Source organism: Hungatella sp. (assembly GCF_046966825.1).
The window spans coordinates 54,908-70,266 of the sequence record NZ_JBKVCZ010000009.1 but is presented as its reverse complement, the minus strand read 5'-3'; the positions used below and the strand labels follow the sequence as shown (position 1 = coordinate 70,266).

Below are 15,359 nucleotides of genomic sequence, written 5' to 3'. Positions count from 1 at the left end.
TTGATTTACGTCTATTATTGACCTTTTTTGACTCGTGTATTCACTTAAGTTATTCGCTCAAGTTCTTTTGCCGCATATTCTATGATATGATACGGACATGGATGACGTTATTCGTCCCTTCACTTCCTTTTCGGATTACTTTCCGAAACCTTCGTAAATATCATCAAAATAATCTTTTTTTCCGACCACTTTTCCCGCTTCTATGTAGACTCTTGGGACACGCTTGCCGATGTCGCAGAGGATTTCGTAATGGAATCCGCCGCCAATGTGCGCCAGCTCCTCTACTGTAATCTCCTCCTCTCCGTCTTTTCCGATCAGAGTGACCTCGTCGCCCTCCTCCGCCTCAGGGATATCCGTCGTATCCAGCATCAGCTGGTCCATACAGACACGGCCCAGGATTCTGGCGCGGCGGCCGCGGATCAGGACATCCGCCCGGCCTGACAACGCCCGGGGATAACCGTCCCCGTACCCTACCGGAATAGTCGCAATGGAGGTCTCTCTCTCTGCCGTAAAGGTGCCGCCGTAGCTGACCGGAGTTCCCGGCGCAATCGTCTTCAAATAGGTTATGGTACTCTTTAACTCCATGGCCGGTATCAGACGAACCGGCTCCTTCTCCACCTCATCCGACGGATAGAGGCCGTAAATGGAGATTCCCGCGCGGACCGCGTTAAAGTTCGCCTTCGGAAGCTCTAAAATTCCCGCACTGTTGGAACAATGCAGAACCGGAATCGTGACGCCCCGCTCGGAAAGCATGGAAACGAATGTGGTAAACAGCTCCATCTGGCGGTCCGTGGCACCTTTGTCCTTCTCATCCGCCCTTGCGAAATGAGTGAAGAGACCCTCGATGCGGATTCCCGGAAGACGGCTGATCCGCGCAGTCTCCTCCGCCGCCGCCGCAGTCACCGGATAACCGATCCGGCTCATTCCGGTATCCAGGGCGATGTGGATGGACGCCCTTTTCCCCGCCTGTACTGCCAGTTCCGACAGGCGCGCCGCGCTTTCATAGCGGAAGATGGCCGGGCGGAGATCGTACTCGATCAGCTGGCTGAAGCTGCTCTCCGGGCTCACTCCGAGAATCAGAATGGGCTTCGTAATACCATGTTTTCTCAATATGACAGCCTCCTCCGGGGTGGCCGTCGCGTATCCGCTTACGTAAGAGTCGATGGCACACGCCACCGGTACTGAGCCATGACCGTATCCATCCGCCTTTACCACGCCAATCATCTCAGTGCCTTCCTTTAGATTGGCCCTCATAGCTTCCATATTCTGTCTGATGGCGTCCAGATTTACCGTCTCATAAACTCTGCTGTATCGTTCCATTTCTCTATACTTCCTTCAGATTATTCTGTCTCATGATTTTATAATGTCTGCCAGTGCTTCCGTCAGTTCCCGGGCCAGAAGGCCGTGCTCTCCCGACTGAAGCTTTACCAGATCCCCCGCTCGTCCGTGCAGGTATACACCCATGGCCGCGGCGTCCGATTCCTCCATGCCAAGCGCCAGAAGTCCTGCGATAATTCCGGTCAGGACATCCCCCGCTCCCGCCTTCGCCATGGCGCTGTTGCCGCTGGTATTAATGTAGGTCCGCTGGTCCTTTAAGGCCGCCACCGTCACCGCGTCCTTCAGCACGCAGGTAATTCCATAACGGTCCGCGTATTCCCTCGCGGTGGGAATCAGACACCCTCTGATCGTCTCCACCGAACTGCCCGTCAGCCTCGCCATCTCACCGAGATGAGGCGTCACGATGATATTCTCCGTAAAATAATTGGTCAGCTCCGGAAATGCCGCAATGGTATTAAGTCCGTCCGCATCGAGGATAATGGGAACGTAGGCATTGGCCAGCACCGTCTCCACCAGGTTCTTCGTATACGGCTCCTGGCCGATTCCGGGGCCCAGGACGATGACGCTGGCCCATTCACACTGCGCCTCCAGAAGCGTCTGGAAACGCACGGTAGGCGTCTCTGCCTCCTCCGGGTCGTAGGTGGTGATGATCGCCTCAGGAAGCGCAGTCTGCAGGATCGCCCGATTCTCCTCCACGGTAAAGATCTTCACCAGACCGGCCCCCATCCGGTATGCCGCCATGGCGCTTAAATAGGCCGCTCCGCTCATATTTTTCGAACCCGCGGCAATCAGTACACGGCCGAAGGTACCCTTATTGGAATATGCCGGCCGGGCTGGAATCATACGGATATCCTCAGCTTCATAGGTAAACAGTTCCGGGCTCAGCCTCTCTAAGCTGACCGGCGGAAAACCGATATCCGCCACAACAACGGCGCCGCTGTAAGCGCGTCCCGGATAGAGAAGCGTCCCCAGCTTTTCATAGCCAAAGGTAACCGTCACATCGGCCTTCAGGGCGATTCCCATGACCTCCCCCGTGTCGGCGTGAATTCCGGACGGAATATCCACAGCCACCACGTAAGCCGCTCCGCATCCGGGGAGCGTGGCCAGCAGGTCCCGGTACGTTCCGCCTACCTCTCTGGACAGCCCCACGCCGAACACGGCGTCGATAATAAGTTCGCAGCGCCCCGGTATAAAATCGCTGTACTCAATCAGATTCAGGCCCAGCCGCTCCGCAATGGCCAGCTGCTTCTTGTATTCATCCGTCCCGTTCTCCTTCGTCCCTGCCAGGATCACGGTCACGGCGTACCCCTTTAAATGGAGAAGCCTGGCGGCTGCAATCCCGTCCGCCCCATTATTCCCAGTCCCGCAGACTGCCCAGATACGGTCCTTTTTCTCTGCCTTTTTCTGCACTTCCCGCACAACGGCCGCGGCCGCCTGCTCCATAAGCACCAGTGAAGGGATTCCTATGGACTGGATGGTATAGCTGTCCACTTCCTTCATCTGGCTTCCCGATACCAGATATCTCATACCCATTCGCCTTTCCGACTAAAAACTCATCCCTCAGTCTTAACGATCTGAAACTCATCTCTGCATGTTCTCTATTATAATACAAAACTGCCGACAGGCAAAGAAGAATTTCTCCTTTGCCTGCCGGCACTCATTTCACAAACGAAATGGGTCAAGATTTGCCTTTTTCCCGCTCCGCCTTTTCTTCCTCTGCCTTGTCCTGCATGCTGCAAACCTTATAGGATAAGCGCATCAGGCTCTCAGAAAGGTGTACGTTCTCCACCACCACGTCATCCGGTACCACCAGATCCGTATGGGCGAAATTCCAGATTGCCTTGATTCCGGCGCTCACAAGACGGTCCGCAATCTCCGGCGCCTTGGTCTTCGGTATCGTCAAAGCTGCAATCTGAACGTCGTTATCCCTCACAAACTGCTCCAGATCATCGACACTTCTGATCTCAATCCCTCGAACGACGAGCCCGATAAGACGGGGATTAATATCGAACATTCCCTTGATCAGAAAGCCCCGCTTCTCAAAATTCGCATAATTGGCAATTGCCTGTCCCAGATTACCCGCACCGATAATTACAATATTATGCTGTCTGTCGATTCCGAGGATCTTAGCGATCTCCGTATATAAATACTTTACATTATAGCCATAGCCCTGCTGTCCAAAGCCTCCAAAATTATTCAGATCCTGGCGGATCTGAGACGCAGTAACCTTCATACGGACACTCAAGTCATTGGAAGAAATTCTTTCCACCCCATCCTCCATCAGTTCTCCAAGATATCGGTAATATCTCGGTAACCTCGCAATCACTGCTTTTGATATCTCTTTTTCTGCCACATCTTCACCTTCTTCAATAGTTTGTTTATTCCTTTTCATCCCTCTGCCTTACAGCGGCGAGGGACTTTTCGCTTGTTTTGTTAAATTAACTACTATTATACAGGCATGACAAAATAATGTCAAACAGGTTTTATTTTTCTTGCTTGGGCGGTCCTCTTAATCGTTGCAGTTCACAGCCCTGTCGGCCTCTGCTTCCCGGTCGGCTCCGGCTGGCTCATGGGCCGTTTCCAGTGACTTTGCAGGGGATTAGCAATTCTTAACGCGCAGGATTTTTCGTTCAGGGGAAATTCCCACCTGTCTGAGCGCAGCGAGTTTGGGAATTTTCCCTGGTTTTTAGAAAAATTCTGCACGTTTAGAAGTGCTTATCCCCGAAACTTGAACTGGAAACGGCCCATGAGCTAGCCGGAGCCGACCGGGAAGCAGAGGCTGGCAGGGCTGTGAACTGCAACACTCAATCCAACCAGTTGCAGTTGAAAAAAAATCCAACCTATATTATACTATTCGTGTTATTCAACATTTATTCGATCCATTCAAGGGGAGGAACTACCATGATTTTATCATGCAGCAACATAAGCAAGGCCTTTGGAAGCACGGAAATTATCCGCCATGCTTCCTTTCATATAGAGGATCATGAAAAGGCAGCCATCGTCGGTATCAACGGCGCCGGCAAATCCACACTGTTAAAAATCATCATCGGAGAGCTGGCCGCCGATGAAGGCGAGGTTGTCATTTCCAAGGGAAAGACACTCGGATACCTGGCGCAGCACCAGGAGCTGGGCGGCGACCGGTCCATTTTCGACGAGGTACTGGAGGTAAAGCGGCCGCTGATTGAGATGGAAGCAAAAATCCGCAGACTGGAGCTGGATATGAAGCACGCTTCAGGAGATGAGCTGGAAAACATGCTTTCCGTCTACAGCCGTTTAAACCATGAATTTGAACTTCAAAACGTTTACGCCTATCAGAGCGAGGTAACTGGTGTGTTAAAAGGCCTGGGCTTTACGGAGGAAGAATTCACGAAGCCGGTATCGGCCCTGTCCGGAGGCCAGAAGACCAGAGTCTCCCTGGGCAAGCTTCTTTTAACAAAGCCCGATATTATTCTTCTGGACGAGCCTACCAACCATTTAGACATGAACTCCATTGCCTGGCTGGAGGGTTATCTGACCAATTACGACGGAAGCGTCATCATCGTCGCCCATGACCGGTATTTCCTCGACCGCGTCGTCACAAAGATTATCGAGATGGACAGTGGCAATCTCGCCGTATACCAGGGCAATTACACAGCCTACAGTGAAAAGCGCGCCATGATCCGGGACGCGAAAATGAAGGCTTATTTAAACCAGCAGCAGGAAATCCGCCACCAGGAGGAGGTCATTGCGAAGCTGAAATCCTTCAACAGGGAAAAATCCATCAAACGGGCGGAAAGCCGTGAAAAGATGCTGGATAAGATCGAGGTCCTGGAAAAACCGGCGGAAGTCAATGACGAGATGCGAATCCGTTTAGAGCCCAACATCATCAGCGGTAACGATGTGCTGACCGTCCGTGACCTGAGCAAGGCCTTCGGTCCCAACCATCTGTTTGACCATGTGGATTTTGATATCAAACGGGGGGAGCGGGTTGCCATTATCGGAGGCAACGGAACCGGAAAGACCACGATTTTAAAGATATTGAACAACTTACTGCCTGCAGATACCGGGGAAATTCGTCTCGGTTCCAAGGTGCATATCGGCTATTACGACCAGGAACATCAGGTTCTGCATATGGAAAAGACGCTCTTCGACGAGCTTTCTGATACGTATCCCAACATGAACAACACGCAGATCCGGAACATTCTTGCCGCGTTTCTGTTCACCGGAGACGATGTGTTCAAACGGGTCAAGGACTTAAGCGGCGGCGAACGGGGACGCGTCTCTCTGGCGAAGCTGATGCTGTCCGAGGCCAATTTCCTGATCCTCGATGAGCCGACGAACCATTTGGATATCACCTCCAAGGAAATTCTGGAGGATGCGCTGAACAGCTATACGGGCACAATTCTCTACGTGTCCCACGACCGTTACTTCATCAACAAAACGGCCACCCGCATTCTCGACCTGACGGGTCACACGCTGGTCAATTATATCGGCAATTACGACTATTATCTGGAAAAGAAAGAGCTGATGACAGAGCTTTACGCCTCAGAGCCGTCAGGAAATCAGGAAAACGGAGCGAAAGGCGGTGCATCACAGACTCCCGAGGGTTCCGAAGTCAAACAGGACTGGAAGGCATTTAAAGAGGAACAGGCCAGAATCCGCAAACGGCAGAACGACTTAAAAAAGACCGAGGATGAGATTCATCAGCTGGAGACGAGGGACGGCGAAATCGACGGGCTTCTCACCCGGGAAGAAGTCTTTACCGATGTCTCCCGCCTCATGGAACTCAACAAAGAGAAAGAAGAGCTTCAGACAAGGCTGGAAGAACTCTATGAAATATGGGAAACGCTTGCTGAATAGAAACGGTTCCACCAGACTCGCTGCTCGCGGAAACAAAAAGAATCCACCGGAAGACGTATCGTCTCCGATGGATTCTTTTCATTTATGGTCTCAATCCGCTTCCACCCTGAAGTGTTATTGTTTCACCCGTCACATAACTGGCGTCGTCTGATGCAAGAAATACGCAGACACGCCCGATATCCTTCTCCGGATCGGCAAATCGCTTGAGAGGAATGCTCTGAATCGTCTGGTCATACAGTTTTGGATACTCATCTTTCCACTTTTCCAGACCAGGTGTCATGGCCAGCGGGCAGACTACATTCACATTGATTCCAAACTCGCCCCACTCTGCCGCCGCCACACGGGACATACCGCGAATTCCCTCTTTGGCTGCCGCATAGGAAGACTGGCCCAGTTTGCCGAACAGGCCCGCTCCGGAGGCGAAATTGATTACGCTGCCTTTTGTCTCCTTCAAATACGGGAACGCCTCTCTCATATAGAAAAACGTCGCATACAGACCGGAATAGATCGCAAGGTCGAAATCCTCTTTCGTGTGGTCCACCAGCATTGTGCCGGACTTGGAAACCTGTGCGTTATTGACAAGACAATCCAGCTTGCCAAAACGGTCAACCGCCTGCTTTACCACGTTCTTTACAGCCGTCTCATCGCCGCCGTCCGCAACTACGAACAGCGCCTCGATGCCGTAATCTGCTTCCAGATTCTCTCTTGCCTCGATCAGTGTACTCGCCGTACGTCCCGTAATAACGATATTGGCGCCCTCTTCTGCAAATGCCTTTGCAATACCATAGCCAATCCCTCTCGCACCGCCGGTAATCAGTACGACTTTACCTTCCATCTTCTTCATGGATGCCGCCTCCTCATTAATAATAAAAACGATTTATTTATTTCAATTCACACATCGTAGCTATGCTACCATTTTATCCGGTTGCCCGGATTGTTTTGACCTCATGTCAGTGGGGGATATCTGCCCGCCACTGACGCTAAGTTTGTTTTTGCGATTCATCTCCCACCTGTAGAGGCTGGGAGAATTCTCGTTGATTTTGTTAAACGATTTAAATTGATCTAAGATAAGCTTTTCATTTATAAGTTTTTTCTGTTTTGTTAAATAATTAACGTTCTATGGTTAGTATATACCTGATGCCTTCAGGAGTCAAGAGTAAATAAGTATTTTTTTATCGATTATTTTGTAATGATGTCTTTTACGTCGCTTCGTTTATTCGTATCCTGTTTTCTGCATCTATTATCTCCTGTCTTCTATCTCCCTATCCTTTCAGAAGCAATAAAAAAACAGGATTGCTCCTGCTTTTTTATCGTTCCTATTATTTTTCGTATATAGGTTTCATTCCACGCTTAGTCATTTCGCAAAGTGCCGTCTATTTTGTTGTTTCAATCCACGCTCGATCATTTCACAGAGTGCGGCTACATCTTATAGATGCGCGGCTTGACTTCATGTCAGTGGGGGAATTCTCGCTTGTTTTGTTAAAGCCGCCTACCGCGCATACAAAACCTTCCTTAAAATCTCACAAACCTGAGGCGAATCCGCTTCCATAGCGGTTCTCGTATCGTTGTCGCTTAAATATGCCTCCACCAGCTTACCGAAATAAAACTGCATGTTGTTCGTATAATAATCGGGGACATCGACGAACTCATCCACATTCCCCTTATTCATGGCCAGATCCACAGCGAACTGGCTGTCGCTGTCAAAGCAGTCGGCCGCGTATCCAATGTATTCTCCAAAGGCCTGGGTCAATCCCTCCGCCTTGCAGAACTTAATCTTCCGGTAGCTCGTATCCAGCTTATGATACACATAGTATGTACTGCCGTCGGACTCGGGTGCGGAAAAATATTCCTTATCCGGATAATAGAGAATCTCCCATCCGTGATCCACAAAATACTTGATCCAGCCTCTCGGAATATGCTCAAGGGCTGCTGTGATCTCCTCTTTCGTCTCAGATGCCACAGATGATTCCCTGCTCTTTCCTTCTATTACGATGTCATAGCGCTTATCCCTCTGGCCGTTCTCGTCCATGTAGAACAATCCAACATACTGATTGGCCGCCATCTGGCCATCCTCGAAGAAATAATACCGTTTCCCGTCGATCGACTTATAACCGGAAGAAGCCATCTCTCCTCTTGTGGAGAACCAGTACCAGCTTCCGTCTTCATCCTGAAACCAGCCCTTCTTCGCAGTGCCATCCGCATCAAAATTGTACCATTTCTCATCGTCATCATTATAGCACCAGCCGATTGCCAGATCTCCCGTCTCCCAGAAACAATAGTTATATCCGCCTATCTTCTGCCAGCCCACAGCCATAAGACCGTCCTTGCCAAAATGGTACCAGTAACCGCCGATTTGCTCCCAGCTGTTCTTCTTATACGTTCCGGCTTCGTCATAATATCTCCAGCCGCCGTCTTCCTGCTTCCAGGTTCCCTTTACTTCATTCCCGGAGTCTGCCTCCGACGCCTGCCCGGCTGTGTTCTCTGAGGTTCCGTTTGCCGGGTTTCCATTCTCTACAGCTCCGTTTGCCGGGTTCCCACTCTCTACAGCTCCGTTTGCCGGGTTCCCATTCTCCGCGGTTCCGCTCTCTGAAGTTGTGTTCTCTGTTTGAACGGCCCCCGTCTCATCTGCCGCGGCTGCCATGACGCTTCCGAGGCTTAAGAGCATGCTCACTGCAACCGCCGCTGCCCATCTTTTCTTCAAGAATACACACTCCTTCCCTGTCTTTTCACACGTTATCTCTCTCTGATTGTACTATAATCTGGTAAAAAAGTACAGGCTGCAAATCTGAAGTTTTTGTGAACAAATCCCAAATCCTTACCTTGAGTTTCCGAAGTTTTCTGTTATAATAAAGAGAAGTACCATCCCAAAGAAAGCGAGGTGTCCCCATGAAATGGAAACGCCCTCTGGCCATGGCCGGAGTTATTTTCATACTGGCCATGTATGTTATCGCCATCGTTTCGGCTTTCTCCAAAAGTCCGTCCGCAAATAACTGGCTGATGGCCGCTATCTTCTCAACCGTCATCATACCCGTCATATTGTATGCTTTTCAACTGGTGTACAGGCTCTTAAATCCTGAGGAAAAAGACAGAAACAACGAATAGAAAAAAGACGGCCAAATCCGGATGGTTCTTTTACCGGATTTGGCCGTCTTTCATTTTCTGCCAATAAATAAGGACAGTCTTATCTGTAAATGATCTCGTCTCTCCCCGGTCCATTGGAAACCATGGTGATTGGAGTCTCAATCTCTTTCTCAATATATTCAATATATTTCCGGCAGTTTTCCGGCAGGTCTTCGTATTTTTTGATACCACGGATTTCACATTTCCAGCCAGGAAGTGTCTCGTAGACCGGTTTTGCGCGCTCCAAACGGACTGTAGTCGGGAAATCCTTCGTAACCTCACCGTCAATCTCATAACCAACGCAGACGTGAAGCTCATCTAAATATCCCAGTACATCGAGAACGGTCAGTGCCACCTCTGTGGATCCCTGAATCCGGCATCCATACCGGCTCGCAACCGCGTCAAACCAGCCCATACGTCTCGGACGTCCTGTTGTAGCTCCATACTCACCGCCGTCGCCGCCGCGCTTTCTCAGTTCATCAGCTTCCTCGCCGAAGATCTCGCTGACAAATGCACCTGCTCCAACCGCACTGGAATATGCCTTCACAACGGTAGTGATATTCTTTATTTCATAAGGCGCGATACCTGCGCCGATGGCCCCATAAGCTGCCAGTGTGGAGGAGGATGTAACCATCGGATAAATGCCGTGATCCGGATCCTTCAAAGAGCCAAGCTGGCCTTCCAGCAGGATATTCTTTCCCTCTTTGATGGCATCGTATAAGTATTTGGACACATCACAGACGTAAGGAGCCACCATATCACGGTACTGAAGCATTGTCTGAAACAGCTCCTCCGGGTCGAGAACCGGCTTGTGGTATAAATGCTCCAGCATCACATTCTTCGTCTCGCACACCTGCGCTACTTTTTCCTTTAAGGATTCACTTTCAAACAACTCGCTGACCTGGAATCCGATCTTTGCATATTTATCTGAATAGAATGGAGCAATACCCGACTTTGTAGAGCCAAAGGACTTCTTCCCAAGACGTTCCTCTTCATACTGGTCGAACAGAATATGATACGGCATCAGAATCTGCGCGCGGTCAGAGACGAGAATGTGCGGCTTCGGAACGCCCTTGCTTACCAGCTCGTCAATTTCCTTAACCAGAAACGGGATGTTTAACGCCACGCCATTTCCAATTACGCTCGTCGTATGGCTGTAGAAAACGCCGGACGGCAGAAGGTGGAGCGCAAACTTGCCATAGTTGTTGATGATCGTATGTCCTGCATTGCTGCCTCCCTGAAAACGGATGATGATGTCGGACTCATTCGCCAGCATGTCCGTGATTTTTCCTTTTCCCTCATCGCCCCAATTGGCGCCTACTATTGCTCTTACCATTTGTTTGTTTCCTCCTTTACTTCACTACGGTTTGCGGCGGGATTCGATTTTGATTCATTCTGCGCCGTGGCAGGACTCGATCTTGCTTCGTTCTGCGCCGTGGCAGGCTTCAAGCTTGCTTCGTTCTATCCCGCAGTGGACCTCGATTCCGCTCCGCTCCATCTCGGTCACGGGCTTCGCCCTATGGAATCCGGTAAGCGGCAATCTGCTTTCATGCAAGCATGACGCAGATTGCTGCTTACCGGATTCCACACTGCTCATTGCCACCGCGTATATCATAGCTCAAAGCACATCATAAGTAAAGTCAATATTATTTATGTTCTCCATAAGTTTTAATTATATCATTGGTTTTTCCATCAATAGCTCCAGCAGACGGCCTCCTGCGGGAGACATGGGATTTTTTCGGTCTGTGATGATGCAGAAACTCCGCTCCGGCATTCCCTGCTTAAATTCCAGTTCAAACAGATGGCCTGCTTCGATTTCCTTCTCTGCAAACTCCGACATCACGCAGCCGATTCCAAGATTCCTCATGGCAAACTGGACAATCATATCACTGGTCGCCAACTCGAATTCCGGTTCCACAACGATACCCAGCTTCTCTAAAAAATCATCCATAAACCGTCTCGTACTCGTATTCTTTTCCAAAAAAATACAGGGGAGTTCTTTCAATATACCGTATTCCAGCCTTTTCCCCTTTAAATGCTTAAACTGCTCTCCCGCCACAAAAATATTACGGATCTTCTTTACCTCAGTGACAGAGACCTCCGGCCTCGCATCGACCGGGGAGCTGATCACGCCGAAATCAATGGTTCCATGACTTAAAAAGCCCAGTGTCTCCGGTGTGGGGCCGTTAGACACCGTTACCTTAACCTTCGGATATTTCTCGTGAAAACGCTCCAGAAACGGCAGTAAATAAAACTGAAGCGTCATATCGCTGGCTCCGATTCTGACCTCTCCCGTATCCAGATCCTGCATCCGCCTTAACATATTCTCCCCATACCAGATATCATCTAAACCCGATTTCACATAAGAATAGAGAAGTTCTCCCTCTCTCGTCAGCCTGACACCTTTGGAGGTCCTGATAAACAGCTTCGCATCGACGGAAAGCTCAAGCTGGCGGATCGCCTGGCTGACGGCCGGCTGGGAGATGCACAGCTTCTCCGCGGCCAGTGTGATGCTGCCTAACTGTCCTACGTAATAAAACACCTTGTAATATTCCAGATTGCTGCTCATACCGTATCCTCCTGAAAAGAGCAGAGACTATCGACCGCCTCTGCTCTGAATCCATTCTTATTCTGCGGAAGATCACTGTTTTTATACCCGTCTAAATGGTCTTCCGCTGACACACATTTATCTTACACATTTTTAGACATTAATCTCAGCCGTCATCCCAAGAACATCCTGATTCGCGGAAAGCAGCGGCCGAATCACTTCATCCAGATAGATCTCCACCTGAGCCGGCGCGCATCCGACATACTTCTTCGGGTCCATGTTCTGCTTAAGTTCATCGAGGCTTAAATTGAACGCAGGATCAGCGGCAATCAGCTCCAGGAGGTTATTGTCCATACCGTTTTCCTTCACATTTCTTCCGGCCTCCATGGACAGCTCACGGATTCTCTCGTGAAGCTCCTGTCTGTCGCCTCCTGCTTTTACGGCATCCATCATAATATTCTCGGTAGCCATAAATGGCAGTTCCGCCATCATGTGTTTCTCGATCACCTTCGGATAAACGACGAGACCGTCAACTACATTTAAGTAAAGGTCCAGAATACCGTCAATCGCCAGGAATCCCTCCGGAATGCTGAGACGCTTATTCGCGGAATCGTCCAGCGTGCGCTCGAACCACTGGGTGGAAGCCACCAGCATGGGGTTCATCACATCGGACATCACATAGTTTGACAGAGAGGCGATTCTCTCGCTTCTCATCGGATTGCGCTTGTAGGCCATGGCGGAAGAACCGATCTGGCTCTTTTCAAATGGCTCCTCGATCTCCTTCAAATGCTGAAGCAGACGGATATCATTGGAAAACTTGTGCGCACTCTGTGCGATGCCGGCCAGTATATTTAAGACACGGCTGTCCACTTTTCTCGAATACGTCTGGCCGGAAACCGGATAGCAGCCCGGATAGCCCAGCTTCTCTGCGATCATCGGATCCAGCTTTCTTACCTTGTCCATATCGCCGTCAAACAGCTCCAGGAAGCTGGCCTGTGTGCCCGTGGTGCCTTTGGAGCCCAATAAACGGATGGAGCCTGCCACATAGTCTAAATCCTCTAAATCCATGACCAGCTCATGCATCCACAGTGTAGCGCGTTTTCCAACCGTAGTCGGCTGTGCCGGCTGAAAATGGGTAAATGCCAGCGTCGGCTGATCTTTGTATCTGTCTGCAAACTTCGCCAGCTCCGCAATCACGTTGACCAGTTTCTTCCTGACTAACGCCAGCGCTTCGGTCATAACGATAATATCCGTATTATCGCCCACGTAGCAGGAAGTCGCTCCCAGATGGATGATTCCCTTTGCCTTCGGGCACTGTACGCCGTAAGCGTACACATGGGACATGACGTCGTGACGAACTTCTTTCTCGCGCTGCTTCGCTACATCGTAATTGATCTCATCCTGATGGGCCTTCAGCTCATCGATCTGTTCCTGCGTAACCGGCAGCCCCAGTTCCATCTCCGTCTCGGCGAGAGCGATCCAGAGCTTCCTCCATGTGCGGAATTTCTTATCCGGTGAAAATATATACTGCATTTCCTTGCTGGCATAGCGCTCAGACAAAGGACTCTGATAGCGGTCGTTCATAAAAATATACCAAGGAGACTGATGGCTTTCGTCATACGGAGGAACCGGCATGTGACTGATACCGTTTCCACGTCTCCACCCTTTCATTTGATTTTATTTCAATCCACATTCTGAGTCCAGAATACAAAACCCAGAATAACCTAGTAGCTATGCTGCCATTTTATCCGGTTGCCCGGATTGTTTTGATTTCATGTCAGTGGGGGGATATCTGCCCGCCACTGCCGCTAAGTTTGTTTTTGCGATTCATCTCCACCTGTAGAGGCTGGGAGAATTCTCGTTGATTTTTATTAAATATCATATCATAATATGCTCACAGTTAAAAGGAAAAAATCACAAAATTTACGGTTGTGCCGGATCATGTCGAATCTTACCCATCTTCACTGCCGCTCTCCCTGCATAAAAGGCGCCGTGCCGGATGGTGACACAATCCGGTGCAGCGCCTCTTTTCTTCTGCGGAATCTCTGAACTACTGCACGTACTCGCCCCGGATATCCTCCTCAGGCGGCTGGATCTGATACTCACCGGAAAAGCACGCAGTACAGATTGGCAGTCCCTGCGCCATTTCCGTCAGCCGTTCCTGTCTTAAGAAGGACAGGGAATCCGCACCGATCATATCGCAGATCTCCTGTACCGTCCGGCCGTGAGCGATCAGCTGGTCCTCGGAAGGAATATCCGTTCCAAAGTAACACGGATGGAGAAATGGCGGAGCGCTGATCCGGACATGGACCTCCTTCGCCCCTGCTTCCCGCAGCATCCCGACGATCAAAGCGCTGGTGGTTCCCCGGACAATGGAGTCATCAATCATGATGACGCGTTTGCCCGCCACAGCCTCCTTTAAGACGTTCAGTTTAATCCGTACGGCCGACTCCCGGCTGCTCTGCTTCGGCTTGATAAAGGTTCTGCCTACATAAGAGTTCTTGACAAAGGCAGTGCCATAGGGAATTTTTGACTCCATGGAATAGCCCAGCGCCGCTCCATTGCCGGATTCCGGAACTCCGACCACCAGATCGGCCTCCACCGGTGAATCTACAGCCAGGGCACGGCCGGCAAGAATTCTGGCCTGATAGACGCTCACTCCGTCAAATACGCTGTCCGGTCTGGCGAAATAAATGTATTCAAATACACATCTCGCTTCCCTGCTCCGGTCCTGAAAGCACAGCCTCGTATCCGATGCGATACCGTCCTTCGTAATGGTAACGATCTCACCCGGTCTGACATCCCGGACGAATTCCGCTCCGATCGTATCCAGCGCGCAGCTTTCCGACACCAGAATATAGGCGTTGTCACGTTTTCCGATACAGAGGGGCTTGAATCCGAAGGGATCCCTGGCCCCAATCATTTTTCTGGGACTCATGACAACAAGGGAATATGCTCCCACAATCTTCTTCATGGCTCCGGCAACCGCCTCTTCCACAGAAGATGTCTTCACACGCTCCCTTGCGATGTGGTAGGCAATGACTTCAGAATCAATCGTAGTCTGAAAAATCGCCCCCGAATATTCCAGCTCCCGGCGAAGATCCGGCGCATTGACAAGATTGCCGTTATGCGCCAGAGCCAGAGTGCCTTTTATATAGTTTAACACCAGCGGCTGGGCATTTTCCCTGGTACTGCTGCCCGCCGTCGAATAACGAACATGACCCACTCCAATATTGCCGTGAAGACCTTCTAAGATCTCAGGAGTAAAGACTTCGTTACACAGACCCATCCCCTTATACGCGTTTACTTTCCCCTTGGGGCCCGCCGTATCGCTGACCGCGATTCCACAGCTTTCCTGCCCCCTGTGCTGCAATGCGAATAATCCGTAATAAATGGTAGACGCCACGTCCCCGTGATCGAAATCATACATTCCGAAGACGCCGCACTCCTCATGTAACTCATCCCCCGCAGTAATATTCAAGTCATGTCTCATGTAGTAATGCCTTTCTGTGCT

Annotated in this window: 12 protein-coding genes; 2 read left to right on the top strand and 10 right to left on the bottom strand. The window is 50.4% G+C overall.

What is annotated here, in order from left to right; genetic code table 11:
• Positions 1 to 135: 135 nt before the first annotated feature.
• The 3 genes from alr to ACLTD4_RS04785 form a co-directional block, all read right to left on the bottom strand.
• On the bottom strand, positions 136 to 1,320 hold the full coding sequence (gene alr, locus ACLTD4_RS04795) for an alanine racemase (protein ID WP_412331175.1): 1,185 nt from the start codon (positions 1,318 to 1,320) through the stop codon (positions 136 to 138).
• 30 nt (positions 1,321 to 1,350) lie between these two features.
• Complete coding sequence (locus ACLTD4_RS04790) at positions 1,351 to 2,865, bottom strand: NAD(P)H-hydrate dehydratase (protein WP_117622330.1); 1,515 nt, start codon at positions 2,863 to 2,865, stop codon at positions 1,351 to 1,353.
• A gap of 151 nt (positions 2,866 to 3,016) precedes the next feature.
• Positions 3,017 to 3,691, bottom strand: coding sequence for a redox-sensing transcriptional repressor Rex (locus ACLTD4_RS04785; RefSeq protein ID WP_055655681.1), 675 nt, complete (start codon positions 3,689 to 3,691; stop codon positions 3,017 to 3,019).
• Positions 3,692 to 4,239: 548 nt separating this feature from the next.
• On the opposite strand from ACLTD4_RS04785, the gene ACLTD4_RS04780 reads away from it, so the two are divergent.
• Positions 4,240 to 6,177, top strand: a complete 1,938-nt coding sequence (locus tag ACLTD4_RS04780) for an ABC-F family ATP-binding cassette domain-containing protein (RefSeq protein ID WP_412331174.1) — start codon at positions 4,240 to 4,242, stop codon at positions 6,175 to 6,177.
• Between the two features lie 82 nt (positions 6,178 to 6,259).
• Here the strand turns inward: ACLTD4_RS04780 and ACLTD4_RS04775 are convergent, their stop codons facing one another.
• Both ACLTD4_RS04775 and ACLTD4_RS04770 read right to left on the bottom strand, forming a co-directional pair.
• Positions 6,260 to 7,021, bottom strand: a complete 762-nt coding sequence (locus ACLTD4_RS04775) for an SDR family NAD(P)-dependent oxidoreductase (RefSeq protein ID WP_055655319.1) — start codon at positions 7,019 to 7,021, stop codon at positions 6,260 to 6,262.
• Between the two features lie 645 nt (positions 7,022 to 7,666).
• Positions 7,667 to 8,878, bottom strand: coding sequence for an N-acetylmuramoyl-L-alanine amidase family protein (locus tag ACLTD4_RS04770; protein ID WP_412331173.1), 1,212 nt, complete (start codon positions 8,876 to 8,878; stop codon positions 7,667 to 7,669).
• Between the two features lie 185 nt (positions 8,879 to 9,063).
• On the opposite strand from ACLTD4_RS04770, the gene ACLTD4_RS04765 reads away from it, so the two are divergent.
• Positions 9,064 to 9,279: a hypothetical protein gene (locus ACLTD4_RS04765; RefSeq protein ID WP_117622333.1), complete on the top strand. Its 216-nt coding sequence runs from the start codon at positions 9,064 to 9,066 to the stop codon at positions 9,277 to 9,279.
• A 79-nt stretch (positions 9,280 to 9,358) separates the two neighbouring features.
• Here the strand turns inward: ACLTD4_RS04765 and ACLTD4_RS04760 are convergent, their stop codons facing one another.
• From ACLTD4_RS04760 to purF, 5 genes are all read right to left on the bottom strand, one after another.
• Positions 9,359 to 10,633 (bottom strand): adenylosuccinate synthase, encoded by a 1,275-nt coding sequence (locus tag ACLTD4_RS04760; RefSeq protein WP_117622334.1) that lies wholly within the window; start codon positions 10,631 to 10,633, stop codon positions 9,359 to 9,361.
• 54 nt (positions 10,634 to 10,687) lie between these two features.
• Positions 10,688 to 10,894, bottom strand: coding sequence for a hypothetical protein (locus ACLTD4_RS04755; protein ID WP_147342746.1), 207 nt, complete (start codon positions 10,892 to 10,894; stop codon positions 10,688 to 10,690).
• 75 nt (positions 10,895 to 10,969) lie between these two features.
• Complete coding sequence (locus tag ACLTD4_RS04750; RefSeq protein WP_117622336.1) at positions 10,970 to 11,866, bottom strand: LysR family transcriptional regulator; 897 nt, start codon at positions 11,864 to 11,866, stop codon at positions 10,970 to 10,972.
• A gap of 132 nt (positions 11,867 to 11,998) precedes the next feature.
• The gene (gene purB, locus ACLTD4_RS04745) at positions 11,999 to 13,429 is read right to left on the bottom strand and encodes an adenylosuccinate lyase (RefSeq protein WP_025532461.1); all 1,431 of its coding nucleotides are present in this window, start codon (positions 13,427 to 13,429) and stop codon (positions 11,999 to 12,001) included.
• Positions 13,430 to 13,895: 466 nt separating this feature from the next.
• Positions 13,896 to 15,338 carry an amidophosphoribosyltransferase gene (gene purF, locus ACLTD4_RS04740; RefSeq protein WP_117622337.1) on the bottom strand — a complete coding sequence of 481 codons (1,443 nt, stop codon included), beginning with the start codon at positions 15,336 to 15,338 and terminating at the stop codon, positions 13,896 to 13,898.
• Between the last annotated feature and the right edge of the window lie 21 nt (positions 15,339 to 15,359).

Bases quoted from the DNA above. Each gene is read 5' to 3' on its own strand.
- ACLTD4_RS04750 (WP_117622336.1), bottom strand. From the start codon at position 11,866: ATGAGCAGCAATCTGGAATATTACAAGGTGTTTTATTACGTAGGACAG.
- ACLTD4_RS04790 (WP_117622330.1), bottom strand. From the start codon at position 2,865: ATGAGATATCTGGTATCGGGAAGCCAGATGAAGGAAGTGGACAGCTAT.
- ACLTD4_RS04775 (WP_055655319.1), bottom strand. From the start codon at position 7,021: ATGAAGAAGATGGAAGGTAAAGTCGTACTGATTACCGGCGGTGCGAGA.
- ACLTD4_RS04755 (WP_147342746.1), bottom strand. From the start codon at position 10,894: ATGAGCAGTGTGGAATCCGGTAAGCAGCAATCTGCGTCATGCTTGCAT.
- ACLTD4_RS04760 (WP_117622334.1), bottom strand. From the start codon at position 10,633: ATGGTAAGAGCAATAGTAGGCGCCAATTGGGGCGATGAGGGAAAAGGA.
- ACLTD4_RS04765 (WP_117622333.1), top strand. From the start codon at position 9,064: ATGAAATGGAAACGCCCTCTGGCCATGGCCGGAGTTATTTTCATACTG.
- purF (WP_117622337.1), bottom strand. From the start codon at position 15,338: ATGAGACATGACTTGAATATTACTGCGGGGGATGAGTTACATGAGGAG.
- ACLTD4_RS04780 (WP_412331174.1), top strand. From the start codon at position 4,240: ATGATTTTATCATGCAGCAACATAAGCAAGGCCTTTGGAAGCACGGAA.
- purB (WP_025532461.1), bottom strand. From the start codon at position 13,429: ATGAACGACCGCTATCAGAGTCCTTTGTCTGAGCGCTATGCCAGCAAG.
- alr (WP_412331175.1), bottom strand. From the start codon at position 1,320: ATGGAACGATACAGCAGAGTTTATGAGACGGTAAATCTGGACGCCATC.